The organism is Ensifer sp. Root423 (assembly GCF_001426275.1).
In the GTDB taxonomy this organism is placed as follows: domain Bacteria; phylum Pseudomonadota; class Alphaproteobacteria; order Rhizobiales; family Rhizobiaceae; genus Ensifer; species Ensifer adhaerens.
Genome location: NZ_LMEG01000047.1, coordinates 99,869 through 118,803, shown reverse-complemented (window position 1 = coordinate 118,803; position 18,935 = coordinate 99,869). Strand labels below are relative to the sequence as shown.

At 64.1% G+C, this 18,935-nt stretch carries 20 protein-coding genes; 12 read left to right on the top strand and 8 right to left on the bottom strand.

The features are described 5' to 3' along the window. The first annotated feature begins 97 nt into the window (after positions 1–97). From ASD01_RS33715 to ASD01_RS33705, 3 genes are all read left to right on the top strand, one after another. A complete protein-coding gene (locus ASD01_RS33715) occupies positions 98–889 on the top strand; it encodes a creatininase family protein (RefSeq protein WP_034786920.1) in 792 nt (263 codons plus the stop codon). 79 nt (positions 890–968) lie between these two features. Then, positions 969–2,372 (top strand): hypothetical protein, encoded by a 1,404-nt coding sequence (locus tag ASD01_RS33710; protein WP_034786923.1) that lies wholly within the window; start codon positions 969–971, stop codon positions 2,370–2,372. A 77-nt stretch (positions 2,373–2,449) separates the two neighbouring features. Beyond that, positions 2,450–3,328, top strand: coding sequence for a glycosyltransferase family 2 protein (locus ASD01_RS33705; protein WP_034786925.1), 879 nt, complete (start codon positions 2,450–2,452; stop codon positions 3,326–3,328). Positions 3,329–3,343: 15 nt separating this feature from the next. Here the strand turns inward: ASD01_RS33705 and ASD01_RS33700 are convergent, their stop codons facing one another. Continuing rightward, entirely contained in the window at positions 3,344–4,435 is a 1,092-nt protein-coding gene (locus tag ASD01_RS33700; RefSeq protein ID WP_034786928.1) for a glycosyltransferase family 4 protein, read from the bottom strand. 187 nt (positions 4,436–4,622) lie between these two features. On the opposite strand from ASD01_RS33700, the gene ASD01_RS33695 reads away from it, so the two are divergent. Genes ASD01_RS33695 through cysE form a run of 3 tightly spaced genes read left to right on the top strand, consistent with a single transcriptional unit; the run spans position 4,623 to position 7,538 of the window. Beyond that, positions 4,623–5,711: a CobW family GTP-binding protein gene (locus tag ASD01_RS33695; protein ID WP_034786931.1), complete on the top strand. Its 1,089-nt coding sequence runs from the start codon at positions 4,623–4,625 to the stop codon at positions 5,709–5,711. Then, on the top strand, positions 5,711–6,700 hold the full coding sequence (locus ASD01_RS33690) for a WD40 repeat domain-containing protein (protein ID WP_060645018.1): 990 nt from the start codon (positions 5,711–5,713) through the stop codon (positions 6,698–6,700). Before ASD01_RS33695 ends, ASD01_RS33690 begins: the two co-directional genes overlap by 1 nt. Positions 6,701–6,710: 10 nt before the next feature. Further along, a complete protein-coding gene (cysE, locus tag ASD01_RS33685; RefSeq protein ID WP_034786945.1) occupies positions 6,711–7,538 on the top strand; it encodes a serine O-acetyltransferase in 828 nt (275 codons plus the stop codon). Between the two features lie 16 nt (positions 7,539–7,554). Here the strand turns inward: cysE and ASD01_RS33680 are convergent, their stop codons facing one another. The 3 genes from ASD01_RS33680 to ASD01_RS33670 form a co-directional block, all read right to left on the bottom strand. Beyond that, on the bottom strand, positions 7,555–8,739 hold the full coding sequence (locus tag ASD01_RS33680; RefSeq protein ID WP_034786948.1) for a ZIP family metal transporter: 1,185 nt from the start codon (positions 8,737–8,739) through the stop codon (positions 7,555–7,557). After that, positions 8,736–9,863, bottom strand: a complete 1,128-nt coding sequence (locus ASD01_RS33675; RefSeq protein ID WP_034786951.1) for a multicopper oxidase domain-containing protein — start codon at positions 9,861–9,863, stop codon at positions 8,736–8,738. Before ASD01_RS33675 ends, ASD01_RS33680 begins: the two co-directional genes overlap by 4 nt. Before the next feature lie 310 nt (positions 9,864–10,173). After that, positions 10,174–10,620 (bottom strand): glyoxalase superfamily protein, encoded by a 447-nt coding sequence (locus ASD01_RS33670; RefSeq protein ID WP_034786954.1) that lies wholly within the window; start codon positions 10,618–10,620, stop codon positions 10,174–10,176. Between the two features lie 274 nt (positions 10,621–10,894). Here ASD01_RS33670 and ASD01_RS33665 point away from each other — a divergent pair, with 274 nt between their 5' ends. From ASD01_RS33665 to ASD01_RS33655, 3 genes are all read left to right on the top strand, one after another. Continuing rightward, positions 10,895–11,527: a LysE family translocator gene (locus ASD01_RS33665; RefSeq protein WP_034786957.1), complete on the top strand. Its 633-nt coding sequence runs from the start codon at positions 10,895–10,897 to the stop codon at positions 11,525–11,527. A gap of 1 nt (position 11,528) precedes the next feature. Then, the gene (locus ASD01_RS33660; RefSeq protein WP_034786960.1) at positions 11,529–12,101 is read left to right on the top strand and encodes an ASCH domain-containing protein; all 573 of its coding nucleotides are present in this window, start codon (positions 11,529–11,531) and stop codon (positions 12,099–12,101) included. Between the two features lie 144 nt (positions 12,102–12,245). Then, positions 12,246–12,653, top strand: a complete 408-nt coding sequence (locus ASD01_RS33655) for a VOC family protein (protein ID WP_034786961.1) — start codon at positions 12,246–12,248, stop codon at positions 12,651–12,653. Positions 12,654–12,659: 6 nt separating this feature from the next. Here the strand turns inward: ASD01_RS33655 and ASD01_RS33650 are convergent, their stop codons facing one another. From ASD01_RS33650 to odc2, 3 genes are all read right to left on the bottom strand, one after another. Then, entirely contained in the window at positions 12,660–13,286 is a 627-nt protein-coding gene (locus tag ASD01_RS33650; protein WP_034786964.1) for a LysE family translocator, read from the bottom strand. Positions 13,287–13,483: 197 nt separating this feature from the next. Further along, positions 13,484–14,074: a GNAT family N-acetyltransferase gene (locus ASD01_RS33645; RefSeq protein WP_034786966.1), complete on the bottom strand. Its 591-nt coding sequence runs from the start codon at positions 14,072–14,074 to the stop codon at positions 13,484–13,486. Between the two features lie 88 nt (positions 14,075–14,162). Then, entirely contained in the window at positions 14,163–15,302 is a 1,140-nt protein-coding gene (gene odc2, locus ASD01_RS33640; protein ID WP_218686560.1) for an ornithine/lysine decarboxylase, read from the bottom strand. A 695-nt stretch (positions 15,303–15,997) separates the two neighbouring features. On the opposite strand from odc2, the gene ASD01_RS33635 reads away from it, so the two are divergent. From ASD01_RS33635 to ASD01_RS33625, 3 genes are all read left to right on the top strand, one after another. After that, the gene (locus tag ASD01_RS33635) at positions 15,998–16,891 is read left to right on the top strand and encodes a LysR family transcriptional regulator (protein ID WP_034786968.1); all 894 of its coding nucleotides are present in this window, start codon (positions 15,998–16,000) and stop codon (positions 16,889–16,891) included. A 101-nt stretch (positions 16,892–16,992) separates the two neighbouring features. Next, complete coding sequence (locus ASD01_RS33630; protein WP_034786971.1) at positions 16,993–17,637, top strand: DUF1007 family protein; 645 nt, start codon at positions 16,993–16,995, stop codon at positions 17,635–17,637. Beyond that, the gene (locus tag ASD01_RS33625; RefSeq protein WP_034786973.1) at positions 17,631–18,683 is read left to right on the top strand and encodes a nickel/cobalt transporter; all 1,053 of its coding nucleotides are present in this window, start codon (positions 17,631–17,633) and stop codon (positions 18,681–18,683) included. Before ASD01_RS33630 ends, ASD01_RS33625 begins: the two co-directional genes overlap by 7 nt. A gap of 22 nt (positions 18,684–18,705) precedes the next feature. On the opposite strand, the gene ASD01_RS33620 is transcribed toward ASD01_RS33625, so the two are convergent. Then, positions 18,706–18,912 (bottom strand): hypothetical protein, encoded by a 207-nt coding sequence (locus ASD01_RS33620; protein WP_034786975.1) that lies wholly within the window; start codon positions 18,910–18,912, stop codon positions 18,706–18,708. Positions 18,913–18,935 lie beyond the last annotated feature (23 nt).

Here is an 18,935-nt window from a genome sequence, read left to right as displayed (position 1 = left end):
TCCCGTCTCGAACACTTATAACAATACAGCTTGCGATTACGAACTGTATGACTCAAATAACAATTTTACGACAATTGACGTGGAGGATCGAAGAGAAATGTCGATGCCCGAGCCGCGATGGCAGGACAATCCGGCCGACCTTCCGCCTGACGCCCGCCGCGACTGGATCGCGGTGCTGCCACTCGGCGCGCATGAGCAGCACGGACCTCACCTGCCCTTCGAAACCGACACGCTGATTGCCCAGGGGATCGTCTCCCGCACCATCGCCGTCCTTCCCGCCGATCTGCCTGTAACCTTCCTGCCGGCCGAGCCGGTCGGCTACTCGATCGAGCACATGGATGTCGCCGGCACCCGCACGCTCGCCTATGACGAGGCCGTGGAGCGCTGGCTCGGCATCGCCGGGGATCTCCATGGCCTTGGTATTCGCAAGCTCGTGATGCTGAACGCCCACGGCGGCAATTCGCCGTTGATGACGATCGTCGCGACCGAAGCGCGCGTGCGCTTGAACATGCTGGCGGTCGCAACCAGCTGGACCCGCTTCGGCCAGCCGGACGGCTGGATCGCGCCAGAAGACAAGGCCTTCGACATTCACGGCGGCGATATCGAGACTTCGGTGATGCTGGCGCTGCATCCCGACAAGGTGGACACGACAAAAACGTCCGATTTCCCCTCGCGTCAGCGCGACTTTGCCGGTCGCTTCAAGCATCTGCGTGCCTACGGCCCGCATGCCTTCGGCTGGAAGATGCGCGACCTCAACGCCGATGGCGTTGCCGGCAACGCGTCAGCCGCAACGGCTGCGCGCGGCGAGGCGCTGCTTGCCCATGCCGTCAAAGGCCTTGTCGAACTGCTCGAAGACGTCAGGGATTTCGACCCGTCTGAACTCGCCTGACGCGTGAAGCGACGCCCGGCAAACACTTTCTTTGCGGTTTTGCGCTATCAAGGACGTCCGTTGGAAGAGCAGAGAACCCATGGCGAAGATCATAGCGCTCGGCGCCTATTTTTATCAGGCCGTCATCGCCTTCGGCCTGCTGATCATCGTCGCCCATTGGCTGGCGCCTGCGGACTACGCCAGCTATTCGCTGTTCGTCTCGATCTGCCAATTCGCAGCGATCGCCGCTTTCGAATGGGTGCGCTTCGCGTGCACCCGCTTCTATCCGGGGCCGGACGCTGACAGCGAGGCGGCTGAGCGGCGCACGATCCTCGTTGAAGCGACGGTCTGCGCAGCACTCTGCCTGGCCGCAGCCTCGATAGCCGTGTTCTTCGGCGTGCCGCCGGTCGTCGCCCTTGTCGGCGGCCTGGTGTCGATCGCGCAAGGGGGCAGCGACCTGCATCTGACGATGCTGCGGTTTCGTCAGGACTTTCGCGCCTTTTCCGTGTTGCAGGGATCACGCGCCACAATTCTGGCAGTCGGCACGCTCGCCGGGGCATTGGCCTCGCCCACCTTCCTCTCGACGGTCACGGGGCTTCTGGCCGGCTACGCTGCCTACGGCCTGCTCGCCTCGGTTCTTTCCCGCAACCCGGCAGCGCGACCGACCGTTGCACTGGAGACTGCGCGCTTCCGCAAGCACCTCGTCTATGGCAGCGTTTCGGCCGGCGCTGCAACGGCCGCCATGTTCGCGCCGCTCGCCCTCAAGACGCTGCTGACATCCGTTCTCGGAGCGAGGGGTGCCGCCGGCGCGCTGTTGGCGCTCGACCTTTTGCAGCGGCCCTTCGTGCTCATCGTTTCGGCGCTTCAGGCGATCCAGTACCCCGAAATCGTCGCCGCCCACGACCGGACCGACAACCGCGCGGACCTCGCCCGGACGCTCGGGCAATACTATGCCCTGCTTGCCAGCTTCGCGCTGATGATGGCGGCCGGCATCTTTGCGGTGCTCCTGCCGGTCACGTGGGTCGTCATCAGCCCGGACCTGCAGCAGGGGTTCCTCGCCACGGCGCCTGCGATCATCCTCATTTCGCTTGCCCGCACGCTGACGCAGATCATGTTGCCGACGCCGCTGCACCTGAAGCAGCGTCTTGCGCTGATCCTTCTGCTCGCCGTCATCGACTGCCTGCTGCTGAACCTCGGGGCGCTCGCGGCACTGGTTGTCGCAGGCCCGATCGATACGGCGCTTGCGACCGGTGGTGCGATCGGCGCGGTCCTTGCGACCGCCTTCGGTCTGCGCCTGATGGCGGTGCTTCCCTTCGACCTCCCCTGGCCGCCGGTGCTTCTTGCCGCCGCAGGGCTCGCCACGGCCGGCTTCGCCTTCGCGCTCGCCGGCGAAACCAGCTATCTCGCGATCGGCGCCGGCATCCTCGGGGGCGGCGTCCTGTGCCTGCTCGCACTCAACCAATTGCGGCTGATGATGCGGGCTCCGAAGCTTGCCGCCCCATAGGGCTGGAAGCAATTGCGCTAAGAAAAACTGCACGAATTTCCGGTTAGATCGCCGCCGAAACGTTCGGAGAGTCCGCCATGAACATCGTCGTCGGCATAGCGACCGCGGGCCGCCGCGAAGTCCTTTCGGACACCCTGATGCATCTGACGCGGCAGACCCGCTTGCCGGACTCCATCCTGGTCTGCCCGAGCGCGCCCGAGGACATCGACGAAAACCGCCTCAGTGCCCTCGCAGCCGACGTCCGCGTCGTTAGGGGCAGCAAAGGCTCGAGCGCGCAGCGCAATGCGATCCTCGACCACGCGACGACCGCCGACCTGATCGTCTTCTTCGACGACGACTTCCTGCCACACCATGACTTTCTCGCAGAGACCGAGCGATTGTTTGCGCGCGAGGCGGATATCGTCGTTGCAACCGGCCTGGTTCTGGCAGACGGCATTCACGGACCCGGCATTTCGGTGGCCGATGCGAAGGCGATCCTCCATGGCGACGCCGGTCCCGCGCCCGAGGATCAAATCACGCCCGCCTTCAATGCCTACGGCTGCAACATGGCCTTCCGTGTTGCGGCGATCGCCGTCGAGCACACCCGCTTCGACGAGCGCCTGCCGCTCTACGGCTGGCAGGAGGACGTCGATTTCTGCCGGCGGCTTGCGTCACGCGGGCGCATCGTCAAGTCACAGAGATTGCGCGGCGTCCATCTCGGCAACAAGCGCGGCCGCACCTCGGGTTTGCGTTTCGGCTACTCGCAGGTCGCCAATCCGCTCTATCTGCGCAACAAGGGCACGGTCGGCCTCAAATGGGCGCTGCGTCTGATGGGGGGCAACGTCGCTGCCAACATCCTCGGCAGCGTCAGGTCGCAAGGCCTCGTCGACCGCCGCGGTCGGCTGAAGGGCAACGTCATCGCCGTCTTGGATATGCTGCGCGGGCGGTTGGACCCGATGCGCGTGCTCGACCTCTAACGCCCTCCGCAGCCATCAAGCCCGGCTGGCAGCCAGCATGTTGAGCAGCACCACCGCGCTTCCATCCCAGGAAAAGCGCTTGGCATTGTCGTAACCGGCATGCGTCAACTCACGACGCAAAGTCGCGTCGGCCGAAATCATCCGCATTGCCTCGACCAGCGTTTCCGTCTTCAACGGATCGAAGTAGCGCACCGCATCGCCGCAGGCCTCGCGCACCGGTGGAATGTCGGCGGCAAGCACGGGGCAGCCTTGCGTCATCGCCTCCAGCGGCGGGATGCCGAAACCTTCGTAAAGGCTCGGAAAGACGAAGGCGACAGCGCGGCGTTGCAGCCCGGCGATCTCCGCGTCGGTCAGACGTCCGGGAAAGATCAGATTGCCCTTCGACGTCGGCGCGATATCGCGAAAAACCGACGGATCGGTGCCGCCCACCACGACCAGCTTGTGGTCGCGGGCGCCAAGGGTCTCGAAGGCGCGGACAGCGAACTCGACATTCTTGTTGGGTTTCAGGGTGCCGACAAGCAGGAAGAAGGGCGTATCGGCAAGGCCAAGGCGGCCGATGATGCCGTCGTCCGGCTGAAGATCCGCGAAGTGATCTGTCGCGTTGTAGATAACGTCGATACCGGGCGCCGGCACGCGGAACACGTCTGCGAGTTCCTTGCGCGAAAAATTCGACACGGTCCCGATCTTTGCCCGTCGTGCCAGAAGGAAACCGAGCGCCCCGTGGAACAGCCGGTAGCCGCGGCCAAAGGAGGCCGGATGGCGAAAGAGTGTAACGTCGTGGATCACCACCACCTGGTCGCCATGCAGCACCGGCCCACTACCGCCGAAGCCGATGAGCGTGTCGCGGCGTGACCGCCAGAAGAGTGGCCCCTGCTCCCACAGATGGCCCGGGCCGGAGCCGAAGCGCTCCACCGAAATCGCCTTGAGGCCGAGATCGTAGACAGCCTTGCCGGGAGAAAGGAGCCGCCAGCGCACGCCCTTCAGCGCATGCGGCACGGCACCCGAAGCGATGCGCTGATCGAGCGCCCGGGTCATCTCGCGGGCGAAGCGCTGCACGCCCGTAAGCGGCTGGGTCAGGAACCGGCCGTTGATGGAAATCGTCTTCACGTGCGCACCCCCTCGATGTGCTGCGCACTCTCGCCGATCTTGATGAAAGGAGGGTTATCGGGATCGCAGCGATCAACGCCGCCCGACCGGCAAAATCGCCTGCGCCATTTGCGCATCGCCGCCGCATCTCCTATATGAGACGCGACTAGGATGCCTGCTCCCGCATCCGGAAATCCCAGAGGTTCCCATGACCGAAACATCCCCGCAGAAGCCGATCCCCGTCACCGTGCTCACCGGCTATCTCGGCGCCGGCAAGACGACGCTTTTGAACCGCATCCTCAGCGAGAACCATGGCCGCAAATACGCGGTCATCGTCAACGAGTTCGGCGAGATCGGCATCGACAACGACCTGATCGTGGAATCCGACGAGGAAATCTACGAGATGAACAACGGCTGCGTCTGCTGCACCGTGCGCGGCGACCTGATCCGCGTGGTGGAAGGCCTGATGCGCCGCCCCGGCCGCTTCGATGCGATCATCGTCGAGACCACGGGCCTTGCCGACCCGGTCCCGGTCGCCCAGACCTTCTTCATGGACGACGACGTGCGCGCCAAGACCGAGCTTGACGCCGTCGTCGCGCTGGTCGACGCCAAGCACCTGCCGCTGCGCCTCAAGGACAGCCGCGAGGCCGAAGACCAGATCGCCTTCGCCGATGTCGTGCTGCTCAACAAGACCGACCTCGTCACGCCCGAGGAACTGGAGCGCATCGAGGCGACCGTGCGCGTCATCAATCCGTCGGCCCGCATCTATCGCACCCAGCGCTCCGAGATCGATCTCGCCAAGGTCCTCGACCAGGGCGCCTTCAATCTCGAAAAGGCGCTGGAAAACGATCCGCACTTCCTCGACCAGGACGATCACGAACACGATCACACCTGCGGTCCGGATTGCGGCCACGATCATCACCATCACCACCATGATCATGACCACGATCACGACCATCATCACCACCACGATGCCCCCTCGCCGATCCACGACGTGACGGTGCAGTCGATCTCGCTGCGCGGCGGCGAGATGAACCCGGATCGCTTCTTCCCCTGGATCCAGAAGATCACCCAGACGGACGGCCCGAACATCCTGCGCCTGAAGGGCATCATCGCCTTTGCTGGCGACGCCGAGCGTTACGTCGTTCAGGGCGTTCACATGATCATCGAGGGCGATCACCAGCGTGCGTGGAAGGAAGGCGAAAAGCGCGAAAGCCGCCTCGTCTTCATCGGCCGTGACCTCGACCGCGAAAAGCTCGAGCGCACCTTCAAGGCCTGCGAGGCGCAGCCGAACTGATGCCGACTGTCGCTCCCCTCGATCTCGAAGGTCACGTCGTCGGCGTGGCCTTTCTCAAAGGCGTCCCCTTCTTCGCCGAAGCCATCGGCGCCATCCACCGCCTCGACCTCGGCCACAAGACGACGGAGGTCCACGAGGGCCTGCTCTCGCTCGTGGTCGACGAAGCCAACGATACGCTGCTGACGGGCGGCGAAGATGGCAAGGTCATGCGCACCGCCGCCGACGGTACCACGGCGCTGGTCGCCGAAGCGCCGCGCAAGTGGATCGCCCAGGTTGCCGCCGGCCCGCAAGGTGCCGTTGGCTATGCCTATGGCAAGACCACGCACGTGAAGCTTGCCGACGGCCCGACGAAGGAATTCGCCGAGCAACGCACGGTCGAAGGCCTCGCCTTCGCGCCGAAAGGCCTTCGCGTCGCCGCAGCGCGCTACAACGGCGTGTCGTTGCACTGGGTCGGCACATCGGGCCAGCCGATCGACCTCGAATGGAAGGGCGCCCACACCGGCGTCACCTTCTCACCCGACGGCCGCTTCCTCGTCACCACGATGCAGGAAAACGCGCTGCACGGCTGGAAGCTCGACGCCAAGCCCGGCGCCGAAGCGCGCCACATGCGCATGACCGGCTATCCGGCCAAGGTGAAGTCCTTTTCCTGGTCGGCCAAGGGCAAGTGGCTCGCATCCTCGGGCGCGCCGGCTGCCATCGTATGGCCCTTCCAGGGCAAGGACGGCCCGATGGGCAAGGCGCCGCTCGAACTCGGCACCCGCGCCGACATCATGGTGACCTCCGTCTGCTGCCATCCGGCTGAAGATATCGTCGCCATCGGCTATCAGGACGGCATGATCCTCGGCGCACGCTTTGCCGACAGCAAGGAAGTGCTGCTGCGCCGTCCCGGCAAGGGCGCAATCACCGCCATGGCGTGGAACAAGGATGGCCGGCAGCTGGCCTTCGGCTCGGCCGAGGGCGACTGCGGCGTCGTCGATATCGCGGGATAAACGGTGGCGCATGACCGCATTGATTGAGACGCTACGGTACGAAGGCTCGCTTGCGGCACCGCTCGCCGATGGCGCGGTCTGGAGCCTGATCCGGGCGGAAGCGCGCGCGCTTGCCGCACGTGAACCGGTCATGGCGCCCGCCCTGATGCCGATCATCGATGCCGGATCGGATGCCGAATTGCTGGCCGGCGTGCTCGCAGCCGGCTTGGCCGTCGCGCGCGTCGACGAAAGCTCGCTTGCGCAGCTGCTCGCCGACGTCTTCAAGACAAACCCTCAGATCCTGCTGGCGACCGAAGCCGATCTTCAGGCGGTGAAGGAGCGTGACCCGGCCTGCCCGGGCCTCAAGCATGTGCTGGTGAACCTCAAGGGCTTTCAGGCACTGCAGACCTACCGCGCTGCTCACCAGCTCTGGGTCGACGGCCGCCGTGAGGTCGCGAACTGGCTTTCGAACCTCGCCTCGCTCGTCTTCGGACCTGACATTCATCCGGCCGCCTGCATCGGCAAGGCTGTCATGCTCGACCATGGCTCCGGCATCGTCATCGGAGAAACCTCGGTCATCGAAGATCAGGTCTCGATCCTGCAGAACGTCACGCTCGGCGGTACCGGCAAGGAAACCGGAGACCGCCACCCGAAGATCGGCCGCGGCGTGATGCTCGGCGCCGGCGCCAAGATCCTCGGCAATATCGAGGTCGGCGCCCATAGCAAGGTCGCCGCCGGCAGTGTCGTCCTCAAGACCGTTCCGCCGCGCACCACCGTCGCGGGCGTGCCGGCAACCGTCGTGCGCATCCATCGCGTCGATGAAATTCCGGCAGCGGAGATGGACCAGACGATCGTCTGACCCATCCTGTTGCCTGTCAGATCTTCACCAGCGCCGCGGTGGCATACATGAATGCCGCACCGGCTGCGAGGCCGGCCAAAACCGGCGGCGTCAGGAACACGTCGCTCCTGCGCTCGCTCTGACGCATCAGATAGGCGCCCACTTCGACGATCACCTGCAGGATCGCGCCTGCCCCGATCGCCAGCGCCAAGGCGGACCATTGCGCCGAGGCGGCAAGGCTCCCGAGCCACATGCCGATGACGGCCGGGCTGCCCGCCAGCAGCGTCAAACCGACGAAGACCGAGAACGGCGGCCTCTTCTTCAGGATCGGCGCGGCGATGCCGATGCCTTCTGTGACATTGTGGAGCGCAAAGCCGAGCACGAGGAAGGTGCCGAGCCCGGCCGAGCCGGCCGCAAAGGCGGCCCCGATCGCCAGCCCCTCGCCAAGATTGTGCAGGCCGATGCCGAGCGCGATGTAGGTGGAGAGCGCCAGCCCGGTCGGCGCACCGCTTCGCCGGCCGATTGCCATCAGCAGGAGGAAACTGCTTAAAGCCGCCAGCACCACCATGACTGGCCCCTGGAAGATCGCCGCGGCTTCGCCGGCAAGCTCGAGCGCCTCGCCACTCGCATCGACCAGCAGGAAGCCGAGCAGGCCGATCGTCAGCGACAGCAGAAAGGCCATGCCCTCGCGCCCAACACCACGCAGCACCGGATAGAACATCAGCCCGACGGCCACGGGCACGATGCCGACGATAATCCCGACCACGGCCTGCAGCCGCAACTGGCCCGGCGTCGCCTGCGGTGTCGGCACGGCGACGGCGATGTCGTGCGCAAACGTGGCGCCGGTGTTGGTCACCACCTTCACGGCATGCGCCTCGCCAAGCATCCATGGAAATGGCAGTTTCAGCCATGCGGCCCCACCGCGTGCGATCGGCCCCGGCGGGTCCTGAGCGAATTGCCAATAGGCGTCGTCCACCTGGACCTGCGCCACCGTCATCGGTTCCGATCCGCCGGCGCGAACAAGCAGACTGAGACCACTATCGTCGAGAACGGTTCTTTCGAAGGTGAGGTTTTCGACCGGCGGCGCGCCGTTGCGGAAGCCCGACAACGGATCGGTCGATACGAGCCAGGCAACGGCGATGCCAAAGACGATAAGAGGCAACGCCAGCCACACCAGGTTGGTCTTTGCCGCGCGAATGGCAGCTCTTGGCATCTCGTTCATGCGAGCGCCTCCACCACGTCGAACATGCCGACCCAACCGAGCTCAGTGAACTCGGTCTGGTGCGGGTGGAACATGTAGAGGCCGGGTTCGTGCTCAGTGAAGGTGAATTCGAGGATGCCGCGCTGCGCCTGGCACTGGGTGATGAGATCGACGGTTTTCAAAGTCGGCGTCAACGTCGTGCCCTGATCGTAATAGTCGAAGAAATTGGCGTGCAGGTGGAAGGAGTTGATCGGGTCGAACTCGATGACGTTGATGAGATAGATGCGCACCGGCCTGCCCTTCACGATCCGGATCGGCCGTTTCATGAAGGCGTGCGCGATGGTGTTGACCGCATAGAATTCGTTCTCGGCATCGAAATTGGTGTCGAAGGCATTCATCACCATCACCAGTTCCTGCCAGCCGGCATTCTCTGGTGTGCCGAGCAGCCTGGAGCGGGCGACCTCCACATGCTCCGGCCGGCGCTCCGGGTCGGGATCGATCACGAAGGCGCCGTACATGCCCTTGTGGATGTGCCGGCGCAACGGCATCGCATGGCAGTGGTAGAGATGGCAGCCGAAGGGCTTGGCATCGAACTCATAGATAAATTCGTCACCCGGATCGACCATGCCGGCCCCAGGAACGCCGTCCATGCGCGCCGCGTGAATACCGTGGAAATGGATCGAGTGCGGATGCGAAGCATAGTTGCGAAAGACGATCCGCAGCCGCTCGCCTTCCTTCGCCCGGAGCGCCGGCCCGGGGACCCGACCGTTATAGGTCCAGGCGGGAAATTTGATGCCGGGCGCGATTTCGATCTCACGGTCCTCCGCCGTCATCTCGAAGGTGCGCAGCGTCCGTCCGTCCGGCAGCGTCGAAACCGTGCCCGTGTCCCAATCTGTGAGCATCTCCGTCGGGTCGAAGCCGTTGACGGCGCTATCGACCTCGCCGACCGTCATCATCGCGCCATGCCCCATGGCCGGCATCGGCTCCTGTCCCGCCGCTCCCGATGGCGCGGCATGACCGACATGGCTCGCCTGTTGTTGACCCAAGGCGGCGCTGGTGCAGATCGCCGTTCCACCCGCTGCCGCCAGCCCGCCCATCAGCAGACTGCGCCTTCGCAGCAGGTCCGGTCTTGTCGGCTTGTCCATATTCGCCCCTCTCCCTCATTGGGTAACACGCACCGCACCGCGCCTGACTGGGGCAAGCAACGATCCACCTGCTTCTGCAAATCATTTGCAACAACATCAATAGTGCAAATGCATCCCATTCGCAACTGACTTGGGAAGCGTGATGTCCGAAGGGGCCGGCAGGACCGCGCGCTCAGCACGGCGCGCCCGTCATCATCCCGTAAACGAAAACGTCCCCGGAAGGCGCTGGCCTCGGGGACGTTGGGTTGAACTTCGGCGCCGGAACGGAAACGAACATGTCCGCAGGGCCTCGGCAGGCGGTGGCCGCGCCTCACCATTCAAGTTCGAGTTGCGGGATCCCGTTGGAGGTTTTTTCGACCGTACGGCCACTCTCGTCCACCGTCGCGGTGACCCGCTGGCGGAAGGCCGAGAAGCTCTCGAAGGTGACGACGTCGACGGGCTGGTCGAATTTCATCGTCAGACGATAGCGTCCCGGCTGCGCCGCGATCGCCTGGACGCCCAGGATCTCGCCTTCGAAGGTCTGGCCGAGATAGCGCCCCTTCACGCGGGACCCGAGCATCCAGGGATTGAAGGGCGGCCGGTTGCCGACGGCGGCATGCAGCGTGTTCCAGTCGCGATAGCCATATTGTGCGGCGATCAGCTCGAGCGAGCGGGAATGGCCGATGGTTTCGCCTTCGGATGCGAGGCGGATGCGCAGACGCTTGGCCTGGTCTTTCAGGGCGTCGAGCGAGGGAAGCGGGATTGATCCGCGCGTCATGAGAAGGTCTCCTGCAGCGGCATGCATTCCTTGAAGATGGGAGCCCGCATTGCCACCGGTTCGCATGCCGTTTCGGCTGACCGTGTCTCAAAAGAAGGACTTCACCAAAGCATGACGCTCGCGGACGGCAGGGACCTTCACCCTGCCGCTTCCATAGGGGATGCCGCCTCGACTGTCAAACCAGGCCCGGAAATGCGGCTGCGACCCCGCGAAAGACGATTGCGCACGCGCAAAAGCTGTGGGACGACTGAAGGAGACGACGAGGGAGGAACTCATGACCGAAATGACGATACTCGCATTCGCGCTGGTTGCCTTCATCGGCATCGCGACACCGGGCCCGACGGTCCTCCTCGCACTCACCAACGGATCGCGCTACGGGGTGCGGCGCGCAATCGCCGGCATGGTCGGCGCCGTCCTCTCCGATTTCGTGCTGATCGGCGCGGTCGCGCTTGGCCTCGGCGCGCTGCTGGCGGCCTCCGAATTCTGGTTTACCGTCGTCAAATGGCTGGGCGCGGGCTATCTGGCCTTTCTCGGCATCATGCTGCTGCGGTCGAAAGGGACGATCCAGGTGGCAAACGAAGCCGGCAGCGCGGCTCCCGTTTCCTCTGCCGCGATTTTCCTCAAAAGCTTCCTGGTCGCTGTCACCAATCCCAAGGGTTATCTGTTCTTCACCGCCTTCCTGCCGCAGTTCATCGATCCGACGGCACCACAGGCGTCGCAATACGCCATGCTTGCGCTCGTCTTCGCAGTCGTCGATTTTACCGTGATGTTCGGCTATGCGCTGCTCGGCGCGAAGGCTGCAGCTTTCCTCAAGCGTTCCGGCGCCGTCTGGCTCGACCGCCTCTGCGGCGGCGCCTTGCTGGCGCTCGCCGGCTCGCTCGCCCTCTATCGCCGCGCCACCGCCTGAAATGCTGTTTCGCCAAAACGTGCTCGCTGGCATCGCCAGCGGCGACGTAACCTTGGCCTTCCGGCGTTGGACCAAGCCGACTGTCAAGGACGGCGGTAGCTTACGCACCGCAGTCGGTGTTCTCGCTATCGATGCCGTCGACGAGATCGACGAAGGCGCGATTACCGACAGCGATGCCCGCAAAGCCGGCTTTGCCGATCGCGCCGCCCTCGCGAAGGAGCTTACCGCGCGCACCGAAGGGCGCTGCTATCGCATCGCCTTCCACCGGGCCGGCGACGATCCACGCATCGCCCTGCGGGAAGCGGCTGACCTCGACGGTGAAGGACGGGCAGAAATCGACCGCAAGCTCGCGCGCTTCGACGACAGCGCCGGCATGGGCTGGACGCGTCCGGTACTGCAGCTGATCGCCGTCCGTGACGGGACGACCGCAGCGGAGCTGAGCGCCGCCATCGGCATGGAGAAACTGAAGCTCAAGGCGCGCATCCGCAAATTGAAGGAGCTCGGCCTCACCGAAAGCCTCGATGTCGGCTATCGCCTGTCCGGCCGCGGGCGCGCCTATCTCGACGGCGAATAGCCCGCGTGAAAAAGCGGGCGGTGACGCGGACACGATCGGTCATTCCTTCCAATCCCGATCGCCGCTGTTGCGTGCCTAAAGCAGGTGTGAGACGACTTGCCACCGAAACGGACCACCCCCATCAGGCAAGGCGAGGAGACAGGCATGATCGGCTACACCATGGTCGGAACGGCGGACCTGAGGCGCGCAGAGCGCTTCTACGATCCGGTGATGGCGCTGATCGGCCAGGAGCGCTGCTACTGCGACGAGCAGGTTTCCTCCTGGGGTCGAAAGGATGATGACAAGGCGCCCCGTTTCTTTGCCTGCCACCCCTTCGACGGGAAAGCCGCCTCGGTCGGCAACGGTGCGATGACCGCCTTCCTGGTGGAAAGCGCCGAGGTCATCGACCGGCTGTTCGAGACCGCCATGGCGCGCGGCGGCAGCGAAGAGGGAAAACCAGGCTTCCGTCCGCAATATGGCGATGGCTTCTACGCGGCCTATGTGCGTGATCCCGACGGCAACAAGCTGGCCTTCGTCTGCTACGACGCCCGCGAGGTCGAGAGCCCGTCCTGACCCGCCTTAACGGCGCGTCGACCAGCCGAACCAGATCGCCACGGCCGCAAGCATCAGCGCGAGCACACGCCGCACCAACCGTTCGCGTGCCGGCGAGTTGAGGACCGGCTCCAACGCCCCGGCCAGAAGCACGATCGCGGCATGAACCGCGGTCGCGACCCCCACATAGAGCGCGGCAAGCGTCAGGTTCTGGGGCAAGAGCGGGCGTGTATCGTCGACGAAGGTCGGAAGCACGGTGACGAAGAACAGCGCCGCCTTCGGATTGAGCAGATTTGTGATCAGGCCACGCCGGAAATAGAAGGATGCGGGCTTGCCGCTCGGCCCCGCCTCCTCACCGTCACCGTTCCAGGCCTCGAAGGCGAGATAGAGCAGGAAGCCGACGCCTGCCCAGCGAAGCGCCCCATAGAGCATGTCCGACTGGCCGACGAACTCGGCGACCCCGAAGGATGCGGCAAGGCCGACGATCGCCAGGCCGAGCGCCACGCCGGCGACGGTCGCCATGCCGGGCCTGCGCCCCTCCGAGGCCGCGACCATGGCGAGGTAGGCCATGTTCGGTCCCGGCGTCAGTTCGATGATGAAGGATGTCAGTAGAAAGGGCAGCAGGGTCGCTGCCCCGAAAATGAACGGATCCATGCGCGAGACTTCCATCCGCCTGCAACGAGGCCTTGGCGCAAGGACAGGTCAGCGGCGCTGCCTTGTCAAGGAAGATCACAAACCGATCAGCAGGGAGCGCCCGGCATGTCATGCGTCTGCCCCCTCGCCGATCAGATCGGACCAGCGAGGGAGCAGCGAAAAATCCGCCACCGCAGGGTTGGCGGCGGAAAGAGATCTCAGGCGGCGCGGCGAACCGGCGGCATGGCGAGCTTGCGGCCGCTGGCGACGATCAGGCCGGCGGTGCCCTCGAGCCAGTTGTCCCGAAGCTCGAGCGCCAGGAACCGGTCGCGTTCGAACGGCCCTGGCATCACCAGATGCTGGGTGCGGCTGGCAAAGAAGCCGAAGCGCTCGTAATAGGCAGCATCACCGACGAGCAGGATCGCGCCATGGCCGCGGTTCTTGGCCTCTTCGATCGCGGCCCGCATCAGCATGCCGCCGATGCCCTTGCCCTCATGGGCGGGGTCGACTGCGAGCGGACCGAGCAGCAGCGCCGGCACGGCATGGCCCTCACGGCTGACGCCGGCCTCGACGTTCCAGAGCCGGACCGTGCCGATCACGTGACCGTCGACATCGCGGGCGACGAAGGCAAGGCCTTCGGCCGGCAGCCGGCCGCTGCGCAGCTTCTCCGACGACTTGCGGCGGCGCTCCGGCCCCATGGCACGGTCGAGCAGGTTCTCGCGCGCGACGACGTCGCCCGGATTCTCCGCATCGATTACAAATGTAGTGGGCGCGAAAAACGCGCGCAGGGCGTCAACAACAGCGGCCATCGGGGCCTCCCGTCATCAAAACCGCTTCAGGCGGACCGAACGAAAATTGTGAAGTGGCGCTCCCGCCCGAGGACGGGAGCAGGCCGGATCAGATCACATAGGCCTTCAGCGGCTCGAAGCCGTTGAAGGCGACGGCCGAGTAGGTCGTCGTATAGGCGCCGGTACCTTCGATCAGAACCTCGTCGCCGATCGAAAGGGTGATCGGCAGCGGATACATGTTCTTCTCATAGAGCACGTCGGCCGAATCGCAGGTCGGGCCGGCGAGCACGCAAGGCTCCATTTCGTCGCCATCGCGCGCCGTACGGATCGGGTAGCGGATCGCTTCGTCCATGGTTTCGGCGAGTCCGCCGAACTTGCCGATGTCGAGGAACACCCAGCGATGGGCGTCGTTGTCCGACTTCTTCGAGACGAGAACGACTTCCGCCTTGATCACGCCGGCGTTGCCGACCATGCCGCGACCGGGCTCGATGATCGTTTCCGGGATGTGGTTGCCGAAGTGCTTCTTCAGCGCGCCGAAGATCGCCTGGCCATAGGCTTCCGCCGTCGGCACGTCCTTCAGGTACTTCGTCGGGAAGCCACCGCCCATGTTGACCATCTTGAGCTCGATGCCCTGCTTGGCCAGTTGCACGAAGACGCGCTTGGCATCGGCAAGGGCCTGATCCCAGGCATCCAGCTTCGTCATCTGCGAACCGACATGGAACGAGACGCCGTAGGAAACGAGGCCATGCTGGTGGGCGTAGACGAGCACGTCGACGGCCATCTGCGGGACGCAGCCGAACTTGCGCGACAGCGGCCATTCGGCGCCTTCACCATCGGTCAGGACGCGGCAGAACACGCGAGCGCCGGGGGCTGCGCGGGCAACCTTCTCCACTTCCTCGTGGCTGTCGACCGCGAACAGGTTGACCCCAAGCGCGTGGGCGCGGGCAATGTCGCGCTCCTTCTTGATGGTGTTGCCATAGGAGACGCGGCTCGCGGTCGCACCGGCGTCGAGTGCCATTTCGATTTCGGCGACGGACGCGCAATCGAAGGAGGAGCCCATGCCGGCGAGCAGGCGCAGGATTTCCGGCGCCGGGTTTGCCTTGACCGCATAATAGATCGAGCTGTCCGGCATCGCATGGCGGAAAGCCTTGAAATTGTTGCGCACGACGTCGAGGTCGACAACAAGGCACGGGCCTTCCGGTCGTCGGGTGTTGATGAAGTCGATGATGCGAGCCGTGGTCATGGCCATATTCCCCTGATCCAAGATGCCCCGCTTTCGCGGAGGACAAAGGGCATACGCGCACATGCTCTGGAACCAGCCGGTGGAGACCCCGGAACCATGCATGCGCTCGATGCGCGAACGGTGAATCAAAGCCCGCCTAGGCTTCAATTCGGCTTTGTCTGCCATGGATTGGAGGGAATAACCCAACCGCACTTCCGGCAATGAAGGTGTGCCTCTTCAGTAACCCCGGCTGTTGGAAAGCCGGCAGACACCAGAAAGGCCCGCACCGTCGTTGCTTCAAGATGTCCTCGCATTTCCCGGTTGGCCGGAATAGCGACTGGAGGGGTTAGTTCCAGGTACCTTACCGATACCCTCACCTAATCGAGGGTCGGCGGACACCCACAGGCACGTGCGACTTTGGGCAAGGGCGTAGGTAAGAAAAAAGCCCGTCGTAATCAAGAGTTTTTTCACAACCGCGGTTGAATTTTTTTCCAGCCGGGCAAAACTGTCGATGTTCACAAATTTTGAACGCTTGGCGCCAGATCGTCCACAACGCTAAAGCATTGAAAGAAGACTATTATTTATAAGAACAGGCACTGAAGGCAGAACCCGGCGCAATGACGCAAGCGACGGACAATCTGCCGTCTGCATTATCGACGCGGAAAGAGGCCTTCGCCGGCGAATCGGCGAAGCACGATTGAGAGCACGAAAGAAAGATCGCCATGGACACACTCACCCGCATCCGCGCCTTTATCGATGTCGTGGACGCCGAGGGGTTCTCGGCCGCCGCAAGGCGTGTCGGCAAGTCGAAGGCGCTGCTTTCGAAATATGTGCGCGAGCTCGAGGATGAACTCGGTGCGCTGCTCCTCAACCGCACGACACGGCAGTTCTCGCTGACCGAGGCTGGCCACACCTACTATCGCACCGCGTCGGAAATCCTGAAGGAGATCGACAATCTCGCCGATCTCGTGCGCGCCAACAATTCCGACCTGAAGGGACGGCTACGCATCACCGCGCCGCGCACCTTCGTCGATGCCGACATCGGCCAGTCGCTGGTCGATTTCGGCAAGCAGCATCCCGAACTCTCGCTCGAAATCATCTCCGACGACCGTTTCGTCGATCTGGTCGAGGAAGGCTTCGACGTCGCCATCCGCATCACCCGGCTCGAAGATTCGACGCTGATCGCCCGCAAGCTCGACGATTTCCAGGTGCTGATCTGCGCTGCCCCGGAATTCCTGGAAAAATCTGGCCCCATCGCTCACCCGACGGACCTTTCCAAGCTGCCCTGCATTCTCGATACCAATGGCCGCTCCTATTCCAACTGGCGCTTCGTCGAGCCCGATGGTTCGGCCTTCACCGTGCCCGTCCGCGGCCCGATCGAGGTCAACAGCCCGCTTGCAGCCCTCAGAGCCACCGTCTCCGGCCTCGGCGTATCGATCATCCCGGATTTCATCGCCCGCCCGAAAATCGCTACCGGCGAACTCGTCACGCTGTTCGACGATTTCCTCCCCCGCGACCGCGGCATCTATGCGATCTATCCGCATCGCCGCTACCTCCCGGCCAAGGTCAGAACCCTCGTCGACTTCCTGCACGCCTGGTTTCGCAAGCCACGGTGATCGGGCGCCGGCACCTCAAAGTCCCAATTCCGTCCCATTTCCGGTACATTCCCGGAAACGAATCGCGGAGCGATCGCTCCAGCCGAAAGGATTGCCGCCACATGAGAACCAAACGCCTCGTCATGGCCGGCCTTGCCACCCTGGCTGCCCCGTCGCTGGCCTTTGCCCACCCGCACATCTTTGCGGAAGCGCGCCTCGAGGTCGTCTCCGACGACAAGGACGAGATCAGCGAACTCAGGAACGTCTGGCGCTTCGACGAACTGTTCTCCTCCAGCGTGGTGCTCGATTTCGACAAGAACTCGAACGCGACGCTCGATCCGGATGAATTGGCCGAAGTCGGGCAGACGGTGATGGAGTCCCTGTCCGAGTACAATTATTACACGACGATCCTCGACAACGGCAAAACCATCAAGGTCAACAAGCCGGATCACATCACCGTCGACTACAAGGACGGGCAATTGCTGATGATGTTCGCGGTCAAGCCGGCCGAGCCGATGCCGCTCAAGGGCAAGCTCTCCTTCGGCGTCTACGATCCAACGATGTATACGGCCATGGACTTCGCCACCGACGATGACCTGACCGTCGTCGGCGACAAGATCAATGCCTGTGAGCACAAGGTCGTCCGCCCTGATCCCGACGAAGTTCTCGCCGAGAACAAGGACACCTTGACCGACGCCTTCTGGAGCGACCCGACGGGCACCGACATGTCGAAGCTGTTTGCAACCAGGATCGAGATCACATGCTGAACACCCGCGGGATCGCACGTCTGGTCACGGCCGCGCTCGTCGTCACGGCGCTTTCTGCAACGATCGCCGCGGCGCAGTCGCCCCTCGGCATCGGCACGGCCGAGCCCGCGTTCAAGACGACCGGTTTTCTCGGCGGCTTCTTCGCCTGGATCAACATGGAGCAGCAGGGCTTCTACCGGCTGATGACCAATGCGCTGAAGGGGATGCGTGAGAACCCCTGGCAGCTCTGGTCGCTGGTCGGCCTGTCCTTCACCTATGGCGTGTTGCATGCCGCCGGCCCCGGCCACGGCAAGGCGGTGATCTCGTCCTACATGATCGCCAACGAGACGGAACTGAAGCGCGGCGTGCTGCTCTCCTTCCTGTCCTCGCTGCTGCAGGGCGTGGTCGCGATCCTCCTGATCGGCGCCGTTTACCTCATCCTGCGCGGTACCTCGATCAGCATGACCAGCGCCACGCGCTGGCTGGAGATCGCAAGTTACGCGCTGATCGCCGCCTTCGGCGGCTGGCTTCTCCTGCGCAAGCTACGGCAGATGCTGCGTCCGGTTGCCTTGGCTTCCGTTGCCGGCGGCGGGCACGTCCAGCTCGCGGACGATCACCATCATGATCATCATGATCATCATCATAGCCACCATCATGATCACCACGGGCACAGCCATGGCCCGGGCGAGGTCTGCTCGAGCTGTGGCCATGCGCATGCGCCCGACCCGTCGATGCTGAAAGGGGATCGTTTTGCGCTCCGCGAAGCTTGGTCGGCAGTCATCGCCGTCGGCCTGCGCCCGTGCTCCGGCGCACTCATCGTGCTGTCCTTCGCACTCCTGAACGGGCTTTACCTCGGCGGCGTGCTTTCGGTCTTCGCCATGTCGATCGGTACGGCGATCACCGTCTCAATCCTTGCGACCATGGCCGTCACCGCAAAGGGCGTTGCGCTGCGCTATGCGGCAAACGGCGCGGCGGCTGCCCGGATCTCGAACGGCATCGAGATCGCCGGCGCTGCCCTGGTTCTGTTGCTGGGATTGGCGCTGCTCGGCGCGGCTCTGCAGAGCTGACGCACGCGGCCTGATCGGGCCGTCAGAGCCCGCGCTTGCGCTGGTAGCGGGCGCGCAGCCAGAAGAGCAGGAAGAAGCCGAGCACGAAGATCACGCCGAAGGCGGCAGCAAGCCAGGGCGAGATATCGCCGAGCTTGAGCATGATCGACGGCAGGACGAAGAAGCCGAGACCGGCGACGACGAGAATGATCGCAGCGGCGATCGCCGGTGACTTTTCCTTGTTCTGCATGACTTCCCTGTTGTTGTCTGCTG

What these genes read in the sequence shown, in the direction of transcription:
- ASD01_RS33620 (WP_034786975.1), bottom strand. Translation starts at nt 18,912, where the DNA reads ATGCAGAACAAGGAAAAGTCACCGGCGATCGCCGCTGCGATCATTCTC.
- ASD01_RS33660 (WP_034786960.1), top strand. Translation starts at nt 11,529, where the DNA reads ATGCTGTTTCGCCAAAACGTGCTCGCTGGCATCGCCAGCGGCGACGTA.
- cysE (WP_034786945.1), top strand. Translation starts at nt 6,711, where the DNA reads ATGACCGCATTGATTGAGACGCTACGGTACGAAGGCTCGCTTGCGGCA.
- ASD01_RS33710 (WP_034786923.1), top strand. Translation starts at nt 969, where the DNA reads ATGGCGAAGATCATAGCGCTCGGCGCCTATTTTTATCAGGCCGTCATC.
- ASD01_RS33665 (WP_034786957.1), top strand. Translation starts at nt 10,895, where the DNA reads ATGACCGAAATGACGATACTCGCATTCGCGCTGGTTGCCTTCATCGGC.
- ASD01_RS33695 (WP_034786931.1), top strand. Translation starts at nt 4,623, where the DNA reads ATGACCGAAACATCCCCGCAGAAGCCGATCCCCGTCACCGTGCTCACC.
- ASD01_RS33670 (WP_034786954.1), bottom strand. Translation starts at nt 10,620, where the DNA reads ATGACGCGCGGATCAATCCCGCTTCCCTCGCTCGACGCCCTGAAAGAC.
- ASD01_RS33675 (WP_034786951.1), bottom strand. Translation starts at nt 9,863, where the DNA reads ATGGACAAGCCGACAAGACCGGACCTGCTGCGAAGGCGCAGTCTGCTG.
- odc2 (WP_218686560.1), bottom strand. Translation starts at nt 15,302, where the DNA reads ATGGCCATGACCACGGCTCGCATCATCGACTTCATCAACACCCGACGA.
- ASD01_RS33625 (WP_034786973.1), top strand. Translation starts at nt 17,631, where the DNA reads ATGCTGAACACCCGCGGGATCGCACGTCTGGTCACGGCCGCGCTCGTC.
- ASD01_RS33650 (WP_034786964.1), bottom strand. Translation starts at nt 13,286, where the DNA reads ATGGATCCGTTCATTTTCGGGGCAGCGACCCTGCTGCCCTTTCTACTG.
- ASD01_RS33690 (WP_060645018.1), top strand. Translation starts at nt 5,711, where the DNA reads ATGCCGACTGTCGCTCCCCTCGATCTCGAAGGTCACGTCGTCGGCGTG.
- ASD01_RS33715 (WP_034786920.1), top strand. Translation starts at nt 98, where the DNA reads ATGTCGATGCCCGAGCCGCGATGGCAGGACAATCCGGCCGACCTTCCG.
- ASD01_RS33705 (WP_034786925.1), top strand. Translation starts at nt 2,450, where the DNA reads ATGAACATCGTCGTCGGCATAGCGACCGCGGGCCGCCGCGAAGTCCTT.
- ASD01_RS33645 (WP_034786966.1), bottom strand. Translation starts at nt 14,074, where the DNA reads ATGGCCGCTGTTGTTGACGCCCTGCGCGCGTTTTTCGCGCCCACTACA.
- ASD01_RS33635 (WP_034786968.1), top strand. Translation starts at nt 15,998, where the DNA reads ATGGACACACTCACCCGCATCCGCGCCTTTATCGATGTCGTGGACGCC.
- ASD01_RS33680 (WP_034786948.1), bottom strand. Translation starts at nt 8,739, where the DNA reads ATGAACGAGATGCCAAGAGCTGCCATTCGCGCGGCAAAGACCAACCTG.
- ASD01_RS33655 (WP_034786961.1), top strand. Translation starts at nt 12,246, where the DNA reads ATGATCGGCTACACCATGGTCGGAACGGCGGACCTGAGGCGCGCAGAG.
- ASD01_RS33630 (WP_034786971.1), top strand. Translation starts at nt 16,993, where the DNA reads ATGAGAACCAAACGCCTCGTCATGGCCGGCCTTGCCACCCTGGCTGCC.